Raw genomic sequence first — 21,112 nt, 5'->3', positions numbered from 1 at the left:
CAATCTATAATGGTTTTCTCAAGTTTTGATATTTGCGTAAGTCAATAAAATTCACTACATTGCATTTTTAATTGATTAGTAAACCATAAAAATTATTTTGACCATGAAAACCACAATCAAATTATTTGCAGTTATGCTATCGGCCATATTCCTATTTGCATGCGCTGGGCAGCAGGAAAAAGATAAAACAACCAAGGATGATGTAAAGAAAGAGGCAAAGGAAGCCTACGAAACAACTAAAAGCTACCTAGAAGATCAGTTTAATGAAATGATGAGCGATTTGGAAGCCTTTAAAAGTAAAACGGAAGCTAAGATAGCCGATTACACAAAAAAGGTTGAAAATGCCGAAGGTGAGCTCAAGGAGCGCCTAGATAAAAGGCTTAAGGATATTGAGCAAAAATCTACGGAGCTGAACAATAAGGTTAAGGAGTACCAAGAGGCTGCCGATGAGAAGAAGGAAGAGATTAAGGCAGACATTAAGAAGTTAAGAAAAGCTCTTGACGAAAGTGTTGAAAAGTTTAACGAGGAGATGGGAAAAGAATAGTTCTATTATCAGCTACATAGCAAAGGGCGCACCAATTGTTGGATGCGCCCTTTGCTATAATGTATTCTGAGAAACTATTCGAGGATATCGTTCTCCTTTTGAGTGTTGAAAAACTTTGACGAGTAAACCATTGTGAACACCCCAAAAGCCAGGGCATAAATACCGATTAGCACAACCACAAAGCGTGTGCTTTCGAAAGGATTAAATACAATTATTGCCCCTAGTACCAGTGATATCAATCCCACTATTAAGCTAAAGGTTCTGGTTAAATCGGGAGTGTTTTTGTTGAAGTACGATGCAATAAAAACAATTCCAATAAATATAGCCCATAGGCCAACAATTATAAGAAGAAAAGCAGCTGCCGATTGCGGGTTAAAAACGATAACCAATCCTAATGCTAAGCTCAGCAATCCTTCAATTAAGCGTGCTTTCCAGTTCAATAGCTCCTTCCTGTGTCGATAGGCAAAAAGACTCAATACCAACCCGCCAACCATAATGGCAATGGCAAAGTATATGGCAATGGCCGCTATGGTTAGGCTTGGGAAAGCAATGGCAATTATGCCAAATCCAACCATCAATATTCCGTTGAGCGAGGAGAGTCCCCACATTCCAAATTTGTTCAGCTTCATTTTAATCGTTTTGTTAGTTTGCACTTCATGTAACCAGTAATATATACTAGTATCGTTGTATTAACCCAATATTCTTTAGGGTGGCTAAATCCTTTTCGAAGAACACTGTGTCGCCACCATACGAGAGGTTAACCTCAATCATTTCATCTACTATATCATCAATAGTAACACCTGTCATCTTCTCATCAACAGGTTTAACATTTCCTTGTTCAATTATTGCTGGTTGGAAATAGCCCTTTTTTACGAAGAGGGTTTGTCCTCTGCCTTCGTTAACAGCTTTCCAAATTTGGTTTATATCTGTTAGGAGTTTGCCCTGCGAAATGGCGTTGTCCACCTCTGCTAGCCTCAACTCATTTTTTTGCTTTATTATCTTTTTAACTTCGGCCCAAGCATCGGGTATTATGTGCTGCGGCTCTTCGTCGTCCCTATTTCTGTTGATATGGCCAATTATGAGCTCGGGTTTATCGGCAATTTTCTTGTAGTGTTCAAAGTTTCGGGTTTCTGTAGCCAGCAGAACGTGCATTGGGTTTTGCTTAATGGCCTTTAAAACAGCTTTATCCACCCTGTTAAAAAATTCTTCGGTAAGGTTATCTTGCCCTTTAGCAGTTGATAGCTTAACCTTATCGGTGGCGTAAAGATTGTTTTCGATTGGGAAGTCGTCCTTTATCTCAGCAACCACTTTATCATTAAAAGCCTCTAACAGCCTTGCCTTCTGCCTGCTTATTACTACAATGTAGTAACCAGCCTCTTGGTGCATAGCCCTTATTAAATCGCGAGTGGCGAAATTGTCCTCAATAATTACCCTGTCGGCAACAGCCACCGGAAGCCTAGTGTAGTCCGCCACTTCATAATTTACAAATATCACAAGGCTCTCAAGGTTATGGCTATGGTCAATTGATTTGGCAACATCATTAATTCTATTAATAAGTTTTGTTGCCAACTTCTTGTCCATCTCTTTTAGCAGCCGTACCTCTGCGTCCTTTATCATATTTTTAAGCGTAATAGCATCCTTCTGGTTATCAGGCTTTGTTCGATGGGTGTTTAAAATTAGCGATACACAACCTTCGGCCTTTACATCTTTGTACTTCTTCAAAAAATCATTCATAGTATATTGTTTTTTAGTTATCTCTTTGGATGATAAATTCTTTCTACTCAATCTCGAGGTTGGTGAGCTCTTGCGTTGTTTCAAACTCGTACTCAGGATACTCGTATATTGGTAATCGTGGTTCGGTTTCGCCAATGGAGTAGCCCCAAATGCTTTCATATTCGGTGATATCCTCACCAATATCCTCGAGCTGACGCAGATACTCACTAATCGATTTGCTTTCGATAATTATCACTTTGCCCATCTTGTGAATAATGGGACTATGGCTCCGGGTTTGGTCGTGGTCGAACTCAAGCACACGCCTTCCGTAACGAGTAATTCCGATAACTCTGTACGTTAGACTTTTACCCACGCCAGGCAGGTTAAGCACGTTGCGGTCGGTGGCGAGGAATGGTAAACCATTCTTAATCATCATACCCGATAGGTTATCGTCCATGTGCTTGGGGTCAAGCGATACTTCTTTAATTCGCTCTATATTATCGTCGCTGATGGTTCCAAAAACCTTCTCCTCAATTTGCTCCTGCACAGCACGGGCATTGGTGGCAAAGTTGAAGTAGTTCTCCATGTAGCCCTTAACCGAGAAGGTGTAGTAGGGGAGAATGCCTATCTCGTTAAGTACCTGGCGTAGCTTGGCGGTGTGCCCTCGCCGCGAGGCGGCGGTAGTGAAAACATGCTGGTTAGTAAACGTCCAGCCCGACTCAAGAAAGCGTTTTACACCGTCTTTAACCTCGGGTGTGATTTCCATAGGCGATTCAAAATGGGTTTGCATTACAAACTGCTTTATACCCACCTCAATGGCTTTGTCTCTAAAATCGGCAAGTATTTGCACCAGCTCAGGGGTGATGCGCTGTGGTAGGTATGCTGGCAAGCGGGTCCCCAAGCGAATTCGAACAATCTCGGCCAGTTTTTGCCCTTCGGGCAAGGTCTCGTTCCGCTTCTTCTTGCGAATTGCCATACTTAATACAGCATCGAGCATTTTCTGCATAGATGTATTGGAACTCATCAATGCATCGCCTCCGGTGATAAGAATATCGCGCAGCTGGGCATCGTTCTCCCAGTACTCCATAATTTTCTCCAGCTGGCTATCCCAGCTCTCGGTGGGTTTTAGCTTGTCGAGGTTAAAGTTTAGGTTCCCTCTCTGGAAATCGTACATCCGCTGGCACGATGCGCAAAGACCTCCGCAGGCTCGACCCATAGTGGCCGGAATAAGTATGGCCACCTCGGGGTATCTACGGTGTACATTGTGGTGCGTAGGAAGTATCCAACCTGCTGCGTTGGGCTTACCGGGCTCTACCTTATCCTCCTTTTCCCAGGCCACAATGTGGCCAAACTCATCAATAAGCTGCTGGCTGTAAACTACGTAATGCCTTATGGCCAAATCGGCACCAATGGCAAAGTAGGGCACACGAACATGCAATAACGATAGGTAGTAAGGGTTAACAAAAAAAGGAATACCCGCCTTCTCGGCTTCGAATAGCACTTTCATCGTATCGGGATCCAACGAGTTGCCAAGCAGCTCGTTGAGAAGTTTTGGTGAGCGTACAGCAAAGCTGAGGTGAAAACGATGGTCGTCCCACCATTCCAACATCTTCAAAAACTTTTGTTCCTGCGACATCTTGGGCTCAAAGCTGTACCGCTCGCTCTTAATCTCGCCGCTATCAATCTTATCTATAAGGATATTGATTATACGCTCGCGGTTCTCCTCGCGTAGCTTCACAATGCGGGGATCTAGTCCGCTGGGGAACCGATCCATCCATTCGGTAAGGTTGTCCTTTGTTGGCAGCTTGCGCTCGTAGGTTCCAGCCAGCTGGCGAAAAAGGTATAGCATATCCTCGAAGAAGTAGGGCTTTGCTCCTCCGGTTCCAAAGTTTACGGCTAACCATATTAGCTTTATGGGGTTACTTATCGCAATCTCACCCCGGAGGTTTAAATCCTCATATTCACGACCTGCATTATCAATATAATCAAGTATTCGAATGGCAGCGTAATCCTGCCAGGTAAGTTGCTCGAACCACTCGCGCCCCTGCTTAGTCCGTTTGTAAAACTCATAGGCTATGGGTTTGCCCTTTAGGTAAGCCATAACCCAGTTTCGCACCCCAATAAGCGCCTCTGTTTCGTTACGGGCGTTGCGCATTATCTCCTCCAGTTTGGGGTTCTCCTTCAGCAATTTCTTAAGAAGCTTATGCGATTTTACCGTAATCGCAATTTGGTCTAACTTCTGATTTTCAGTCATATTATATTGCTTTTTGATATTTTTACACCATATATTGTTAGTAATAGCAAGTGCATTAGAGTTACTCCTTCAACTTGAACTCTATGAACTTTAAACTCTAAACTTTCAATCCCCTCAATATACAAAAAAATGCCCTGCCAGCCAAACAAATCGAACCCAATGGGGTTGATAATGCCTAAAGTCATTGGAGCAAACGCCAAATATTTGCTTACTTTGCGAAATTTTTAAATTGAAATATGAGAACATTAAGCACAATTATTATGACAGGAATTATTGGATTTACGATGGTTTCGTGCAACGGACCACAATCGAACCAAAATCCGCTTCTGGTTGAATTCACAACCCCATACAACTCACCACCATTCGATAGGATAGCACGTGAGCATTTCATTCCGGCTATAGACTCGGCTATGACTGAGGCCCGTGCCGATATCGAGACTATTTTAAACTGCACAGAGGAACCAACCTTTGCCAATACCATCGAGGCGCTGGCTTTTGCTGGGCAAAAACTTGGCGATATAACCACCATTGCCTTTAACCTTAACTATGCCGAAACCGATGCGGAGCTTCAAAAGGTTGTGCGTGAGGTTGCCCCAAAGCTAACCGATTTCCAAAACGATATTAACCTAAACGAAAAGCTGTTCGCAAGGGTGAAACAGGTATATAGTTCGGTTGATAAAGACTCGCTTTCAGCAGAGCAACTAACCCTGCTCGAAAAAACCTACAAGGGCTTTGTACGCAGCGGTGCCAACCTAAACGAGGACGATAAGCAGAAGTATCGCGAGGTTACTCGAAAACTATCGGAGCTTTCGTTGCAGTTCGAGGAGAACGTTCTGGCAGAGACCAATGCATACTTTTTACATCTTACCAGTGAGGACGAACTTGCAGGCTTACCCAAAAGCCTTGTGGATGCTGCAGCACAAGCGGCTCAGCAGAAAAATCTTGAGGGATGGGTAATCACTTTGCATATGCCTATGTATGCACCTTTTATTAAATACTCGGAGCGTCGTGATTTGCGTGAAAAGATATATAGAGAATACTCCAAGCGTGGATTTAATGGTAACGAGAACGATAACACCGAGCTAGTAAAAAGCATAGTGAACCTAAGGCTTGAGCTGGCCAATTTACTTGGATACAAATCGTATGCTGATTACGTGTTGGAAAACCGTATGGCCGAGTCGTCCGATAAGGTGATGAGTTTTCTGGAAAGGCTTTTGGTTGAATCGTTGCCCGCCGCCAACGATGAGCTAAAGCAGGTTCAGGCACTTGCCAAGGATATGGGCGTAAACCACAGCATCGAGAAATGGGACTGGGCATTTTACACCGAGAAGTTGAAGAATAAGCTTTTCAACTTTAACGAGGAGGAGCTAAAGCCCTACTTCCAACTTGAGAAGGTGCAGGAAGGCGTATTTATGCTTGCCAACAAGTTGTTTGGCGTATCGTTTAAGTCTGTAAAGAATATTCCTGTTTATCATCCCGATGTAAAGGTTTTCGAGGTGCTCGATGCCGATGGTTCATTCCTGTCGCTGCTTTACCTGGATTTCTTTCCCCGCGAGGGAAAAAGCGGTGGTGCTTGGATGACCAGCTACCGCAACCAGTTTGTGAAGAATGGAGAGAATGTTAGGCCATTCATATCAATTGTTACAAACTTCACCAAACCCACCAAGGATACACCTTCGCTACTAACATTTAACGAGTTTACCACCTTACTGCACGAGTTTGGACACGCGCTGCACGGCATTTTCGCCAACACAACCTATCCAAACCTTTCGGGAACATCGGTTTATCGTGATTTTGTGGAGCTGCCCTCGCAGGTATTGGAAAACTGGGCAGTTGAGAAGGAGTACTTGGATATGTTTGCCATTCACTACCAAACCGGAGAGCCCATTCCGCAGGAAATGGTACAGGCCATTATCGATAGCCGCAATTTCTTGGCTGGAAACCTGTCCATCCGTCAACTTAGCTTTGGACTGGTTGATATGGCTTGGCACGGAATAGACAAGCCATTTAAAGGCGATGTAATTGCCTTTGAGAACAAGCATATGGCTCGAGCCAACGTGATGCTTCACGTTGAGGGAACTGCCTTTAGCCCAGCCTTTAGCCATATTTTTGGCGGTGGATATGCTGCAGGTTACTACAGCTACAAGTGGGCCGAGGTGCTCGATGCCGATGCCTACTCGCTTTTCCAAGAGAAGGGGATTTTTGATAAGGAAACCGCCCAGTCGCTTCGCGACAATATCCTCTCGAAGGGTGGGAGCGAACACCCTATGACGCTATACGTGCGATTCCGTGGCCACGAGCCATCGGTAGATGCATTGCTGGAGAGAAGTGGCTTGAAGAAGTAAGAAACATACAATTATTGTAGGAGTCCGGGTTCGGCTATCAGTCGCACCCGGACTTTTGCGTTTCAGCGAATTACCATAGAGATAAAACATTTTACTATCTTTGCAGTGAAAAGCAGAAATTCGATTTTTGGTTGATAAAACCTATTTGTTGCAAAATTCGTACATTCAAAGAAAAAGACTATGATTATTGAACGAACACCCAACGAGATAATCTTTAGGTTTCCGAAAAGTATGAATTTGGATGACCTACAAGATCTAACCGATTTGTTTGAATATAAAGAGTTAACAAAGAATTCAAAAACATCACAAAGAGAGGTTGATGATTTAGTTAAAACGATTAAAAAGGGGCGTTGGGACAAAACTAAGGAGCAACTTGACTGATGAGAATAGTTGTTGACACAAATATTGCTTTTAGCGCAATTCTTAACACTAACAGCAAAATTGCCAGAATACTTCTTCAACCAAAAAGTAGGCTAAATTTCTACTCAACAGAACAGCTCTCTATTGAAATACAAAATCACAAGACGAAGATTAAGGATATCTCCAACTATTCAGATAACGAACTAGACCGAATTATTACTCTAATAACCAACAAAATTAGGTTTATAAACCTTAAACTTATCCCAAAAGAGTCATATGAAACTGCTGAATCGCTGACAAAAGATGTGGATATTGATGATACTGAATTCGTCGCGTTAACCGAACACATCAAGGGGAGGTTATGGAGTGGAGATAAGGAATTGCAAAAAGGGTTAAGTAAAAAAGGGTGGAATAAATTTATCACAACCGATGATCTTTTTGAAAGGCTTGTTAGAAGAACAAAGTAAAAAGTAATAACACAACTGGGGGAAGTAAGGGTTAAGCATTTTTACCAATTCCCCAATTCAATATTTATATGAAGTTTGAACAGTACAATTTTGTACCCGCACTAAAGCAGAACCTTGCCGACCTTGGTTTTAAAAGACCTACCGATATTCAGTTCAAAGCCATTCCACCCACGCTAAAGGGCGAGGATGTGCTGGCCATTGCTCAAACCGGTACGGGTAAAACCGCAGCTTTTGCCATCCCCACAATTCAGATGCTATGCTCAAAACCAGTCCGTATTGGTGAATACGAAACCCGCTGTCTGGTGATGGTTCCAACGCACGAGCTGGCAATTCAGGTGGCCGATGTGTATAGAGCGCTAAACAAGGGGCTAGGTCTAAATATTATAGGCGTGTACGGTGGCGTAAAGCAGGATCCGCAAATAGGTGTTCTAAAGAGTGGGGTAGATGTGCTGGTTGCCACTCCAGGTCGTATGTTCGATTTGGCCAGTCAGGGTTTCCTGTCGTTTAAAGCAGTTGAGATACTTATTATTGATGAGGCCGACCATATGCTGGAGCTGGGCTTTATTAACGATATGGAGCAGCTTATTCGCCGTATTCCACGGTATAGGCAAACGCTATTCTTCTCGGCAACTATCAACGATAGAATTAAGGATTTAGCCTACGGCTTAGTGCAACACGCGGTTCGGATTCATATATCGCCCAAGGATCCCGTGTCGAAGAATATCGACCATTCCGTTGCCTTTATCGAGATGGACGACAAGCGTTTCTTCCTTGAGCACTTTATCAACGAAAATCCTGAGAGCAAGATTTTGGTCTTTGTTCGTACCAAGGTTCGCGCCGAGCGAGTGCTTAAGGCGTTGGAACGGGTTGGAATAGCAAGTCAAACCATCCACAGCAGCAAAGATCAAGGTGAGCGAACCGAGGTGATGGATAACTTCAAAAGCGGAAAGAACAGGGTTTTAATTGCCACCGATGTGAGCGCTAGAGGTATAGATATTCCCAACGTAGAGTTTGTTATAAACTACGATTTGCCCGAGGTAGCCGAAAATTATGTGCATAGAGTAGGCCGAACTGGTCGCGGAACACAGCGGGGAAAAGCCCTTTCGTTCTGTAGCACCGAGGAGCTACCTATTCTAAAAGAGATAGAGAAGTATTTGCATAACCCCATCTCGGTTCTCGGCATTAGCAATAGCGAGTATCAGGCAACCATCGATTTCTCCGAAGAATCATCACACGATTGGCAATCGCTTATTAAGGATCAGGAGGAGTTTGAGGCAAACAAGAAGCTGAAAAAGAACATTAAAAAGAAGAAAAAGAGGTAGGAGTAAAGTTCATAGAGTGACTAGAGTTCATAGAGTTCATAAAGTTCATAGAGTTCATAAAGTTCATAGAGTTCATAAAGTTCATAGAGTTCATAAAGTTCATAGAGTTCATAAAGTTCATAAAGTTCATAGAGTTAGAGTTCTCAACTTTCCTATTGACTTTCGACTTTCGACTTTTCAACTACCAACCGATGACTAATTACCAATTACCAATTACCGATTACCGATTACTGATTACCGATTACTGATTACCGATTACCGATTACTGATTACCGAATACTGATTACCGATTACTGAAAACTGACAAACCGTGACCTTCGAAGAGCTAAATATCAAAAAACCATTCCTGCAGGCGCTAGCCGATTTGGAGTTTATCAATCCTACACCAATACAGGACAAGGCATTTCCCGTGATTATGTCGGGTAAAAATGCCATTGGCATCGCCCAAACCGGAACAGGAAAAACATTTGCCTACCTATTGCCATTGCTTAATACCCTAACATATTCCAAGCAACGTGAGCCCCGCGTGCTTATTCTCGCCCCCACAAGGGTACTGGTAGTACAAATAGTGGAGGAGATTAAGAAGCTAACCAAGTACTACGATATACGTTCGGCTGGTGTGTACGGCGATACCAATATAAATACCCAAAAGCAGCTGGTTTACGATGGCCTCGATATTCTGGTGGCCACGCCTGGTCGGCTAATCGATTTAACCTTTACGGGCGTACTGCGCTTAAAATCAATAAAAAAACTAGTAATAGATGAGGTTGATGAAATGCTTAGCCTTGGGTTGCGTCCGCAGCTGGCCAATGTGATCGAGCTACTACCCGAGAAAAGGCAAACGCTAATGTTCTCGGCAACCATTACCCCCGAGGTTGATGAGTTTATTTCCAATAGCCTTATTGAACCACAACGAATTGTAGTAAATCCCCACGGAACACCAATTGAAAGGATAAAGCAAACCGGGTATCTTGTTCCCAACTTTAATACCAAGGCCAACTTGCTTGAGCTGCTGCTCAATGAGAATACCGACTTAAGCAAGGTGATGGTTTTTGTTAAATCGAAGAAAACTGCCGATAGGCTGTTTGAGAAGGTGGGAGAGAAGTTCCCCGAGCAGATTAGCGTAATACACTCCAATAAAGCGCATAACACAAGGCTTACAGCCTTAAGGCAGTTCGAAGATGGAACTCACCGTATCCTCATTGCAACCGATATTGTAGCTCGAGGTATGGACATCACCGATGTGACCCACGTGGTAAACTTCGATATGCCAGAAGCTTCGGGCGATTACCTGCATCGCATTGGACGAACCGGAAGGGCCAATAAGGATGGCGAGGCCATTTCGTTTATTGCCGAGTGGGAGCAGGAGTACCAATTTGGAGTTGAGCAGCTTATGGGAAAGCATATCGAAATACTGCCGCTTCCCAGTAATCTGGAAATATCGAACGTGCTTATTGACGAGGAAAAACCAGTAAACTTAGGCGATAAGGATTATCTCTCAAAAATCACCCGAAAAGCGCCCAAACCCAAAGCACATAAGCATGAGAAGAAGGACAAGAACAAAAAGGTAAACCTTGGTGGGCCCAAAAATAGGAAGGAGAAGTACGAGAAACTCCAAAAAGCAAAAAATCCAAACAAACCCAAGAAAACAAGGTTTTAACTTCTTAAATATTAGAATGGCTGAAAGTCAAAAGAACAATCCGCTACATGGGCTCACCTTAGAGTCAATTTTAGCCCAACTAGTTAACTACTATGGATGGGAAGAACTTTATGGCAAAATCAATCTTAATTGTTTTAAATCAAATCCGTCTATAAAATCAAGCCTAAAATTTCTTAGGAAAACTCCTTGGGCACGCGAAAAAGTGGAGAGCCTATACTTATATATGCTTAGGAAAAGTAAAAGGGAGGTATAACTTCTTTGCTATTTTTATAGCAGCCTAACATCCTCTTTGTAATCGTATTGCAAATCTTCATGTAGGCTCTCAAGCGTTTTTTTAATTTTCAAATACTGCTTTAGGTAAATATTTCCAATCACCGTATTGGCTCGTAACGCAAGCCCCGTTTTGCGTAATTGCTTACAGAAATGGATAAGCAACTCCAGCTCGGTTTGCTTACTGCTCGAGTATTTAATGTGCTTAGTGGTTGTGCGCAGAGCCTTGCGAATCGTCTTCTTAGCAAGGAACTGTCGGCTTTTGTTAAGCGATTTGAAATCTTCCTCCAAAAGGGCTTTGGCCTGGGCAATATAGGCTTGCTCATCCTGCGCCTCAAACAAAAGGTACGATAGCAATTCCTTGTTCTCAAGCTTGTATTTTGCCAGCCTAATGCAAATATCAACAAGCACTGGCTGTGGTAAAACCTTTAGCTCTGTCTTAATATTATGAATTGAAGCAGCCTTCATCGTCAATGGGTGTTTGGTTCTTTTCAGCTCATCAAAAGTAATGAAAACTCAACTTTTTTGGCCTAAAATTCTGGCTGGCTAATCGGCTTAAACTCTTTACCTAAGAATGAGATGCTGCTGGTTAATCGTATTGACCTAGTAGCTAACACCTTTGATTCTTCACCAAAAATTACTATATTTGCATAAATACATATCTCCGCTGCTTAACATTTTACCTTTAATAGTTTTCTATACTATCAAAAAAGCAGTTATTGTTTAACCAAAACTTAAATTATGCTACAAGTAAAGCAGATTAACAACGAGAACGACCTTAAAGAAACTTCCAGAGACGAGATTATTAACTTTTTACATACACACCTCGATCGCTTTCGCGACGATAAGGTGTCAATAGGCAAATGCCTCGACTATGCCTTTGCAAAGGATAGCGGCAAGGGAGGCTTTGTTCTTACTGGACACTACGATGGCCAATTGGTGGGCATTGTTGTAATGAATAAAACGGGTATGCAAGGTTTTATTCCCGAAAACATTTTGGTTTACATTGCTGTTGACGCTAGCCTTAGAGGAAAAGGCATTGGCAAACAGCTGATGGAGGAGGCTATTAATCGTGCCGAAGGTGATGTGAAACTACACGTGGAGTACGATAATCCTGCCAAGAGACTTTACGAGCGCATTGGTTTCACCACAAAGTACGCCGAGATGCGTTACGTTAAAAAGAAGTAAACCATGGCAGAACTGGTTGTTAAGTCAGATGATATTATTCAAAATGTTGAGAAGCTAAATAAGTTTCTCGACAAGCATAACGTAACGTGGAGCTTGGTGGTAAAGGTGCTCTCAGGGCATCGTGAGTTTCTCGAGAAGCTACTTTTTCACCCCATTGTGAAAAATCTGCATAGCGTTGGCGATTCTCGAATTTCGGGGCTTCAAATTATCAAGGAGATTAACCCCGAGATTGTTACCATGTACGTTAAGCCTCCTGCAATGGATACCATTGAGGCCATTGTTAGCTATGCCGACATTTCGCTTAACTCATCGTATCGAACTATTGAGGCGCTAAATGCCGAGGCAGGCCGTCAGGGTAAACGCCACCGAGTTATCATCATGATTGAGCTGGGTGAGCTGCGCGAGGGTATCCTACGCGAAAAGGTAATCGATTTTTACAAACGAGTTTTTGAACTCAAGAATATCGATATTGAGGGTATTGGCACCAACCTTGGCTGTATGTATGGCATTCAGCCTACATACGATAAGCTGCTGCAGATGTCGCTTTACAAGCAGCTAATTGATGCTAAGTTTAATACCAACCTGCCCCTTATCTCTGGTGGTAGCTCCATTACCCTGCCATTGGTGGGTAAATCGGCAATGCCAAAAAATGTTAACCATTTGCGCATTGGCGAAACACCATTCCTGGGCACATCTCCGTTCGATGGTACTCAATTTCTCGACCTCTCCACCGATGCTTTTGAGTATCTGGGGAACGTTATCGAGTTGGAGCTTAAGGAGACCAGCCCCGATGGTATTCTAACCGAGGGCAACATTGGCCACACCTCCGAAGATTTTGACTGGGATCATAGCTATCGCGCAATTCTGGACTTTGGTATCCTCGACGTGGATGTGGACGAATTAACCCCAAAGGATCCTGAGATTCGCTTCGCGGGCACTACCTCCGATATGAGCGTATACGACCTTGGCCCTGTGGATAAGAATAAAAAGTGTAGGTACAAGGTGGGCGATAAGGTTAGGTTTTCTCCATCGTATATGGCGGTAGCCAGGCTTATGAACTCAAAGTTTATCGACAAGACAATACTTTAGAAGTATCAGAAAAACTTTTAAGAATGCGCTGTGAAGATGATATATCTTTATGGCGCATTCTTTTCATTAATCCATTTTATAGCCTAAATTTGCCGCAAAAAGCTATGGCTGCTACTATGACGCGTGTTATCTTTCCAAAGTATACCAATCACCATAAAACTTTATTCGGGGGGCAAGCCCTTAAATGGATGGATGAGCTGGCTTTTATTGCCGTTTCGCAGGCATATCAAAAAGATTTTGTGACAGTTAAAGTTGATTCTGTAAAGTTTTTAAAGCCGGTTCACCAAAACGAGGTTGTTGAGTTCACAGCGGCCATTGTATCCAAAGGAAGGGTTAAGGTAGATGTTGATGTGAGTGGTTTTGTAGTTAAAGGTGATGAGAAGGAGAAGGTAATTAGCGGCTCTTTTTGCCTTGCGCCAGTTAGCGAAGATGGTCGCCCAGTAAGGTTGTAATTAAACAGATTTTGCACAGCTATGCACAAAGTGGAGGCCAACGGAATACAAGTAACCTTTGGTAGCAAGGTTATTCTCAACGATATTAACTTTGCTATTGAGCAGGGGCAGAAGGTTTCAATTACGGGTGTATCGGGTAGGGGCAAAACAACCCTTTTGCGCATTTTAGCAGGTATTGTTCCTCCCAATATGGGTAGTGTTTCATTTGATGGTGAGCCATTCAATAGGCAAACCGCCAAAGATATCCGCAGCAAAATTGCTTACCTCCCTCAGGGAGTAGAACTTATGGCAACCAATGGTAAGGAGCTAGCCGACTTACTTTCAATAGATATTTTACCGGCAGTGACAATACTCAAGCAGCTTAAACTCGAGGAGGAAGCTCTTTATCAACCCTTTGCCGATTTGAGCGGAGGGGAAAAGCAACGCCTGTTGATCTCGTTAATCTTAAGCTTGAATAGACCAATTTTGCTTCTCGATGAGCCAACATCGGCTCTCGATCAAACATCAACAGATGTGCTTATGGAGTTAATTTGGGGTAGGGAAGAGCTAACCGTTATTTCAACCTCGCATAGTGACCAATGGAATGCCAAATGCCATAAAATAATTGAACTATGAGCGCAGCACAGGATATTTCATGGGTCAGTTTGGCCTTTAGCCTATTAATATTACTAATTCCATTAGCTGGTTTCTGGTACTACAGGGTGGGATTAACCCGATCAACCCTTATTGCCATAACCCGAATGGTTATTCAACTTTCGGCGGTTGCGCTATACCTCGAGTTTATCTTTGAGCAGAACAATGCCTTCCTCAATTCAGCTTGGGTCCTAATTATGATACTGGTAGGAGTTTTTACAACCCTTAAGCGGAGTGGCTTAAACCATAGGGTGTTGGCTGTTCCGCTAGTAATATCGGGGGTTACCAGCATAGTAATTGTTGATGCATTCTTTCTGGGGTTTGTTATCAAGCTGCCCTACGTATTCGAATCGCAGTACTTTATCCCCATCTCGGGAATGATACTTGGTAATGCAATGAATCATAATATTGTGGGGCTAAATGCATACTTCGAGGGGCTGGTTAAAAACCAAAACTTATATTACTTCTTGCTTATCAACGGGAAAGGCAAGAAGGCTGCCATAAACCCATTCATTGTGCAAGCCATTCGCAAAGCCCTTAACCCAATGATAGCCAATACATCGGTAATGGGGCTTATATCGCTTCCGGGGATGATGACGGGCCAGATACTCGGGGGGAATTCGCCTGCTACTGCCATTCGATACCAAATAATGATAATGCTGGCAATATTTGCAGGCTGTAGCATCAACCTAATGCTAAGCATAATGTTGGGTAACAAGTCTGCTTTTGATAGGATGGATAGGATAGCTCCGGGAGTGCTGAGGACTAAAGTTGACTAAGCTAGTAAACGTTTTTCAATAGAAGATACAGGTTTTAATGGCTTACTTATTTTTGTAAGTCCGCTGATATTCTGCTTAGTTAGTTTGCTTTCGTTGTTTTTTTATGAAATAGAAATGAACTTAATCCCCATAGTAAATCAAATTCCATAACTTTATTGCAAAATATTTGTTATGAATACTGATATGAAAACTGGTCTAAATTTTACTTCAACTCTTGTAGTTGGCATGGAGAATTCGGCAATTCATTACAAGTCGGGAGCGTTAGCTGTGTTTGCAACGCCAGCCATGATAGCCCTTATGGAAAATGCCGCAATGAATGCTGTTTTGCCTCATCTGCCACAGGGGCAAACTACCGTTGGCGTAAAGGTTGATATTAAGCATATAAAAGCAACTCCCATTGGAATGAAAGTGGAGAGCAAAGCTGTATTAACCCAAATTGAGGGTAATAAATTGGTTTTTGAGGTAAAGGCATACGACGAGGAGGGTGAGATAGGTTCTGGTATTCACACCCGATACATAGTGGATACCATGGGGTTTATGGACAAGGTTTTAGAGGCTAAGTAGCAGCAATTGAAAAATTATGGTTAATCGACTTTTTTTAGTGTCAATACTCTCGGTAATGTTTTTAGCTGTTGGGTGTAACAATAGTTCTGAGCACACTGATAAAACATCTAAGGATATCTACTTAAGCTATCGCGACAAGGGCGTGGGCAAAACCTTTTCCGTTCCACCCAGTATGGTCTCCATTTTTCTCGATGAATCAAAAGCAGGGAATGCTGAGCTAAAACTGCTGCTTGAGGATATTAAACACCTAAACTTCCTAATTATCCCCAACGCCTCAAGCAGCGATGATGAGAACCATTTCACAGATATTAACGAAAGGCTCGATAACATTCAATTTCAGGATTTAGCCTCGATAAATAATGGCAATGAGCTTGTAATTGTGAAAATTCTACCAACCGACTCGGTGAATGTTAGCGAAATGATAGTTATGGTCTCGAATGCGCAAAGCATATTCTGCGTTAGCTTTCAGGGTGATATTAGCCTCGATAAGATTGCTAAACTTACAAGGCCAGAAAATCTTGAGGTAGTAACCAACCTCAATCGTTTTAACCGCTAGTACAATTGCTCCAAATGGCAAGTGTTGCAATTATCACTTTACATAGTGGGTAATTAATAAAATATTTCAAAAAATGTTAATACCTTTAGCATGTCTTACATCTTAAGGTTATGCTTTACGATTTTTGGAATAACATATTCTTATCCAACCTTCCACTCATCATACTGCTGATATACCTGTTTACCATTATTTCTACAGCAGTAATGGTAATACATGAAAAACGCGACCCTGCCAAAACCAGCATATGGGTGCTTATCCTAATACTTCTCCCAATTGTTGGGCTAATTTTTTACATCTTTTTCGGGCAGAATCATAGAAAGGAGAAGATCTTTAACCGAAAAGGGATTAAAGACCTCCAGCAAATAGAGCTACTTAGCCAAACCCAGCTGGTTGACATTCACACCGAAAAGTTTTTTGATATTCCTAGCGTTGCCGATAACCTTGGCATTATTACCCTGTTGCTAAACAACAGCAAAGCATTGCTCACCCAGTACAACCATGTTGAGATCTTTCAAACGGGTCGCAAAACGTTTAAATCAATACTCGACAACATCGACAGGGCAGAGAAATCGATACACCTTGAGTTCTACATTATTGCCGATGATGAGATAGGCAATACGATTAAAGAAAAACTAATTGCTAAGGCTAAGCTTGGGGTTAAGGTAAGGCTCATATACGACGATGTGGGTAGTTGGCATCTTCCTAAAAACTTTATAAAAGAGTTAACCTCTGCAGGTGTAGAGGTATATCCATTCATGGAGGTGAAGTTCCCCTTGCTAACTAGCAAGGTAAACTATAGAAACCATCGAAAAATTATTGTGATTGATGGCGAAGTAGCTTTTATGGGAGGGATGAATATTGCCGACAGGTACCTGAAAGGCGATGAGTTTTTAGGTACATGGTACGATACCGTGCTTAGGATAGAGGGAGATGCGGTAAGCATGCTCCAAATAATTTTTTTAGTCGATTGGTATTTTGTTAGCAATAAACTTGAGTTTAGTAAGGATGAGTGCTTTGCAGAGCATAATGTTACTAGCCAGCACTCGCTTCAGATAACTGCTAGTGGCCCCGATTCCGATTGGGCATCCATAATGCAAGCATTTTTTGCCGCCATAACAAGGGCTCGTAAGCATATTTACATCTCAACACCTTATTTTATCCCTAACGAAAGTATTCTAACGGCTCTTAAAACTGCCGCGTTAAGCGGAGTCGATGTGCGTATTGTCCTCCCTGGCAAGTCCGACTCTACCGTGGTGTACTGGAGCTCCATGTCGTACGTTTCCGAGCTGCTTGATGCGGGCATAAAGGTGTACTTATTCCAAAATGGGTTTAACCACTCCAAAATTCTGATGATTGATGGTAACTTTGCCTCTGTTGGCTCGGCCAATATGGACATTAGGAGCTTTGAGGATAACTTTGAGCTGCTGACGATGATATACGATCAGGAATTAACACAGCGACTAGAGAAACAGTTTCACAAGGATTTGCGTAGAAGCAAGCAGGTAAATCCCAAGAAATGGGCTCAACGGTCAGCTAAACAAAATTTTAAGGAGTCATTAGCACGAATGTTTAGCCCATTATTCTAATACTAGAGCTGTTTTGGGCACGATGTTTGGTAGGTCTCATAAGTGTTCAACAGTAAATAACTTAGGTTTCCATATTGTTTAATTTAATAGTCAAATTATGAAACGATTATCACTACTATTTATCGCAGCATTTATGATTGTAGGTGTTGCCAACGCTCAGTTCATTCGCTTTGGGGTTAAGGGTGGTCTTAACTCATCAACCATGAAAATTGACAAAACCACGCTGGATGATGTTAGCACGGTAGACGGTGCCAAAACCTTTTTACTTGAGCAAGGCGATTCTGAATTCGGGCTTCATTTCGGCCTTTTTAGTCGTATTCAGCTTATGGGTGTTTTTATCCAGCCAGAGGTGCTATTTACACAGGCTAAGGGAAATTTCGTTATTACCGACCAGGAAAATGCGCAAAGCGCTTACAATGCAATAGTTGAGCAAAAGTTTAATAGGCTAGATATTCCAGTAATGGCAGGTTATAAGTTTGGCCCAGCCAAGGTTTTTTTGGGACCCGTTGCCACCTTTACCCTTAGCGAGAAGGACGGTTTGAGAGACCAGATGGCCGATTTTGTTGGAGAGAACTCTACCGTTGACAACTCCATAAAGAATGCTGTTTTTGGCTATCAGGTTGGTGTTGGCCTCGATATTTTTAAGTTTGCCACGTTTGATATTAAGTACGAGGGCAATTTGAGTAAACTCGGCGATGAGCTAACAATAGGGACCAGGAACTTTAGCTTAGACCAGCGTAACCCCCAGTGGATATTTAGCTTGGGAATATTCTTCTAGACCAAATAGGTTACCAAAGGGTTGATTAAACTATCAACCCTTTTTTTGTGTCTTATGGTTATCATCATACAGTTAAGATTTATGTTGAACCTTTGTTATAATTTAATTTTTTTTATCTTTGATAAAAGCTAACTGTTTTAAGACAAAAGAATTGCTGTTGAGCTAAAATGTACAGGACAAGCCATATAGGATGCTTTATCACCTACCAAAACCAAGGAGAGGTGTTTTTGCCTAGTGCTACATATGCACCTAATCGCCTGTCGTCTATGTCAATATTCTTGCTTGCAACTCCCTCGAGTAGTACCATTTATCTTCTGATGATTGCCATATTAATTATAGCACTAGCTGTTGCTGTTGTGCTACTGTTTTTGAATATTAGAAGGAGTAAGCAGCTAACGGCAGAGTTGCAGCAACTTGATAAGGGAAAGGATTTTCTTGTTGATCAAATACAGCAGCTTAAAAAGGATCTTGAGAGCAGCCAGGCCGAATACAATCATCTGTTTAAGGTGAATGCAATGAACCTAGTGGAGCTCGAGAAAGCCAAAAAAGATATAGTAGAGGCGAAGAGAATAGCTGAAGAGGCCGATATGCTAAAGTCTAACTTTTTGGCGAATATGAGCCATGAGATCAGAACACCCATGAATGGTATCCTTGGCTTTGCCCAACTACTTAAAGATGATGAGCTTGATGGGGAGATGCAGCACAGATATCTCGATATTGTATGCCACAACGGCGCAATGCTGGTAAACCTTATCGACGACATAATGGATATATCGAAGATTGAGGCTGGTCAGCTTGCCTTTAACAAGTCCGATGTTAATATCGATGATTTATTCTTCGATTTATACACCTTTTTCAACGAGGCCAAGTTTAAGCAGGAGAAGGAACACCTCACATTGCGCCTGCTAAACCTTAACGACGATGAGAATAACCTCCTTTTTACCGATGAGCAACGACTACGTCAGGTGCTGTCCAATTTAATTGGTAATGCCATTAAATTTACCGACAAAGGAGCCGTTGAGTTTGGATACGTTAATAACAAGGAGAAGAAACATATCGAGTTTTTCGTTCGCGACACAGGGATTGGTATTCCCAAGGAGAAGGTTGACATCATCTTTGAGCGTTTCAGGCAGATTGAGGAGGGGTCAACTCGAAAGTATGGCGGCACAGGCATTGGACTTTTTATAAGCAAACATATTGTTGACTTGCTTGGGGGCGATATCTGGGTAGAGTCGGAGACAGGCAAGGGGTCAACCTTCTATTTTACTCTGCCTTACGCTACTGTTTACGAGCGCGAGAATGCTGTGAAGGTGTTTACTCCAGCCGATAAAAACTACAATTGGGAAGGCAAAACCATTATGATTGCCGAGGATGCCGAAACGAACTACAAGTTCCTTAGGGCTATGCTGGAGAAAACTAAAGCCTATATTATTTGGGCACGCAACGGCGAAGAGGTTGTATCGTATTGCCATAATAATTCCAATGTTGATATGATTTTAATGGATATCCAAATGCCCGTGATGGATGGCTACGAAGCAACATCAATTATTAAAAGGCAAAACCCCTCCATTAAAATTATTGCTCAAACAGCTTACGCGATGCCAAACGATAATATTAAGTGCATAGAAGCTGGTTGTAACGATTACATATCGAAGCCCATAAACACTCAGCTCCTTCTCGAAAAAATTGATATTCAGCTACAGAATAGCAAACTCAATGTTCACTAACAGCTTGCCTTATCCTTAACAATTTGGTTAGTAAGGGTTCCATTACGTTTAATTGAAGCATACTTTTGCCATCAGAAAGCGCTTCGCTCGGATTGGGGTGAGTCTCAATGAAAATACCATCGGTACCAACAGCAATGGCTGCTTTTCCCATTGTCTCAATAAGCTGGGGATCTCCTCCCGTTACGCCACTCGATTGATTGGGCTTTTGGAGTGAGTGGGTAAGATCTACAACCACTGGGTAACCAAACGATCTCATAGTTGGAATTCCTCTAAAATCAACTACCAAATCGTTATAGCCAAAAGTGGTTCCCCTTTCGGTTATTATAACATTTGTATTCCCTGTTTCTATAACCTTTTGAATTACGTGTCGCATTGTTTCTGGCGATACAAACTGCCCCTTCTTAATATTAACGGGTAATCCTGTATCGCCGGCAGCCAGAAGCAGGTCTGTCTGTCGGCATAAGAAAGCTGGTATCTGTAAAATATCAACATATTGTTTAGCCCTTTCTGCTTCGTGTGGAGTGTGTATGTCTGTCATTATGGGCACGTTGTAATCCTGTCCAATTCTGGCAAGAATTTCGAGAGCAAGCTCATCCCCAATTCCAGCAAAAGAATCGAACCTTGTTCGATTAGCTTTACGGTACGAGGCTTTAAAGATCAGTGGAATAGAGTGTTTACAACATACTTCCTTTAGCTCTCCTGCAATTCGACGAGTCGTATCTTCGCTCTCAACCACACAGGGACCCGCCATTAGAAAGAAGGTATCTGAAGTTGTGTTATATACTTCTTGGCGTGATAATGAGCTCACATTAAGAATTTTAGAAT

Annotated in this window: 22 protein-coding genes; 17 read left to right on the top strand and 5 right to left on the bottom strand. The window is 42.3% G+C overall.

Going from position 1 to position 21,112, the window contains the following annotated elements; translation table 11 throughout:
• The first annotated feature begins 103 nt into the window (after positions 1-103).
• Entirely contained in the window at positions 104-544 is a 441-nt protein-coding gene (locus G8O23_RS07420; RefSeq protein ID WP_166363326.1) for a hypothetical protein, read from the top strand.
• A gap of 74 nt (positions 545-618) precedes the next feature.
• Here the strand turns inward: G8O23_RS07420 and G8O23_RS07415 are convergent, their stop codons facing one another.
• Genes G8O23_RS07415 through G8O23_RS07405 form a run of 3 tightly spaced genes read right to left on the bottom strand, consistent with a single transcriptional unit; the run spans position 619 to position 4,511 of the window.
• Entirely contained in the window at positions 619-1,173 is a 555-nt protein-coding gene (locus G8O23_RS07415) for an HdeD family acid-resistance protein (protein ID WP_166363324.1), read from the bottom strand.
• A 46-nt stretch (positions 1,174-1,219) separates the two neighbouring features.
• Positions 1,220-2,278: an AOC03_06830 family ribosome hibernation factor gene (locus G8O23_RS07410; protein WP_166363322.1), complete on the bottom strand. Its 1,059-nt coding sequence runs from the start codon at positions 2,276-2,278 to the stop codon at positions 1,220-1,222.
• Between the two features lie 43 nt (positions 2,279-2,321).
• On the bottom strand, positions 2,322-4,511 hold the full coding sequence (locus tag G8O23_RS07405) for a KamA family radical SAM protein (RefSeq protein ID WP_166363320.1): 2,190 nt from the start codon (positions 4,509-4,511) through the stop codon (positions 2,322-2,324).
• Positions 4,512-4,747: 236 nt separating this feature from the next.
• Between G8O23_RS07405 and G8O23_RS07400 the strand changes: the two genes are divergently transcribed.
• The 6 genes from G8O23_RS07400 to G8O23_RS17690 all read left to right on the top strand — a co-directional run bounded on the left by G8O23_RS07400 (position 4,748) and on the right by G8O23_RS17690 (position 10,918).
• Positions 4,748-6,856, top strand: a complete 2,109-nt coding sequence (locus G8O23_RS07400; protein WP_235942264.1) for a M3 family metallopeptidase — start codon at positions 4,748-4,750, stop codon at positions 6,854-6,856.
• Between the two features lie 180 nt (positions 6,857-7,036).
• On the top strand, positions 7,037-7,237 hold the full coding sequence (locus G8O23_RS07395) for a hypothetical protein (protein WP_166363318.1): 201 nt from the start codon (positions 7,037-7,039) through the stop codon (positions 7,235-7,237).
• A complete protein-coding gene (locus G8O23_RS07390; protein ID WP_166363316.1) occupies positions 7,237-7,683 on the top strand; it encodes a PIN domain-containing protein in 447 nt (148 codons plus the stop codon). The genes G8O23_RS07395 and G8O23_RS07390 overlap by 1 nt, the downstream gene beginning before the upstream one ends.
• Positions 7,684-7,751: 68 nt before the next feature.
• Positions 7,752-9,005, top strand: coding sequence for a DEAD/DEAH box helicase (locus tag G8O23_RS07385; protein ID WP_166363314.1), 1,254 nt, complete (start codon positions 7,752-7,754; stop codon positions 9,003-9,005).
• Between the two features lie 310 nt (positions 9,006-9,315).
• On the top strand, positions 9,316-10,665 hold the full coding sequence (locus G8O23_RS07380; protein ID WP_166363312.1) for a DEAD/DEAH box helicase: 1,350 nt from the start codon (positions 9,316-9,318) through the stop codon (positions 10,663-10,665).
• Between the two features lie 16 nt (positions 10,666-10,681).
• Positions 10,682-10,918 carry a VF530 family protein gene (locus tag G8O23_RS17690; protein ID WP_166363310.1) on the top strand — a complete coding sequence of 79 codons (237 nt, stop codon included), beginning with the start codon at positions 10,682-10,684 and terminating at the stop codon, positions 10,916-10,918.
• Positions 10,919-10,932: 14 nt separating this feature from the next.
• On the opposite strand, the gene G8O23_RS07370 is transcribed toward G8O23_RS17690, so the two are convergent.
• A complete protein-coding gene (locus tag G8O23_RS07370; protein WP_166363308.1) occupies positions 10,933-11,403 on the bottom strand; it encodes a hypothetical protein in 471 nt (156 codons plus the stop codon).
• 273 nt (positions 11,404-11,676) lie between these two features.
• On the opposite strand from G8O23_RS07370, the gene G8O23_RS07365 reads away from it, so the two are divergent.
• The 10 genes from G8O23_RS07365 (at position 11,677) to G8O23_RS07320 (ending at position 20,287) form a co-directional block, all read left to right on the top strand.
• Entirely contained in the window at positions 11,677-12,123 is a 447-nt protein-coding gene (locus tag G8O23_RS07365; protein ID WP_166363306.1) for a GNAT family N-acetyltransferase, read from the top strand.
• A 3-nt stretch (positions 12,124-12,126) separates the two neighbouring features.
• Positions 12,127-13,212 (top strand): alanine racemase, encoded by a 1,086-nt coding sequence (locus G8O23_RS07360; protein ID WP_166363304.1) that lies wholly within the window; start codon positions 12,127-12,129, stop codon positions 13,210-13,212.
• Between the two features lie 104 nt (positions 13,213-13,316).
• Complete coding sequence (locus tag G8O23_RS07355) at positions 13,317-13,664, top strand: acyl-CoA thioesterase (RefSeq protein ID WP_166363302.1); 348 nt, start codon at positions 13,317-13,319, stop codon at positions 13,662-13,664.
• A 21-nt stretch (positions 13,665-13,685) separates the two neighbouring features.
• The gene (locus tag G8O23_RS07350; protein WP_166363300.1) at positions 13,686-14,279 is read left to right on the top strand and encodes an ABC transporter ATP-binding protein; all 594 of its coding nucleotides are present in this window, start codon (positions 13,686-13,688) and stop codon (positions 14,277-14,279) included.
• Complete coding sequence (locus G8O23_RS07345; RefSeq protein WP_166363298.1) at positions 14,276-15,076, top strand: ABC transporter permease; 801 nt, start codon at positions 14,276-14,278, stop codon at positions 15,074-15,076. The genes G8O23_RS07350 and G8O23_RS07345 overlap by 4 nt, the downstream gene beginning before the upstream one ends.
• 183 nt (positions 15,077-15,259) lie before the next feature.
• Entirely contained in the window at positions 15,260-15,640 is a 381-nt protein-coding gene (locus G8O23_RS07340; RefSeq protein WP_166363384.1) for a thioesterase family protein, read from the top strand.
• A 16-nt stretch (positions 15,641-15,656) separates the two neighbouring features.
• Positions 15,657-16,196 (top strand): DUF4252 domain-containing protein, encoded by a 540-nt coding sequence (locus G8O23_RS07335; protein WP_166363296.1) that lies wholly within the window; start codon positions 15,657-15,659, stop codon positions 16,194-16,196.
• Positions 16,197-16,306: 110 nt separating this feature from the next.
• Entirely contained in the window at positions 16,307-17,782 is a 1,476-nt protein-coding gene (gene cls, locus G8O23_RS07330) for a cardiolipin synthase (RefSeq protein WP_166363294.1), read from the top strand.
• A gap of 97 nt (positions 17,783-17,879) precedes the next feature.
• Positions 17,880-18,560: a porin family protein gene (locus G8O23_RS07325; protein WP_166363292.1), complete on the top strand. Its 681-nt coding sequence runs from the start codon at positions 17,880-17,882 to the stop codon at positions 18,558-18,560.
• A gap of 167 nt (positions 18,561-18,727) precedes the next feature.
• Positions 18,728-20,287 carry an ATP-binding protein gene (locus G8O23_RS07320; RefSeq protein ID WP_166363290.1) on the top strand — a complete coding sequence of 520 codons (1,560 nt, stop codon included), beginning with the start codon at positions 18,728-18,730 and terminating at the stop codon, positions 20,285-20,287.
• On the opposite strand, the gene kdsA is transcribed toward G8O23_RS07320, so the two are convergent.
• Positions 20,274-21,095 carry a 3-deoxy-8-phosphooctulonate synthase gene (gene kdsA, locus G8O23_RS07315; protein ID WP_317168999.1) on the bottom strand — a complete coding sequence of 274 codons (822 nt, stop codon included), beginning with the start codon at positions 21,093-21,095 and terminating at the stop codon, positions 20,274-20,276. The two genes, G8O23_RS07320 and kdsA, sit on opposite strands and share 14 nt — an antisense overlap.
• Positions 21,096-21,112 lie beyond the last annotated feature (17 nt).

This window comes from Perlabentimonas gracilis, assembly GCF_011174675.1.
In the GTDB taxonomy this organism is placed as follows: domain Bacteria; phylum Bacteroidota; class Bacteroidia; order Bacteroidales; family Tenuifilaceae; genus Perlabentimonas; species Perlabentimonas gracilis.
Note: the sequence above shows the minus strand (reverse complement) of the source record. Positions and strands in the feature narration are given on the sequence as shown.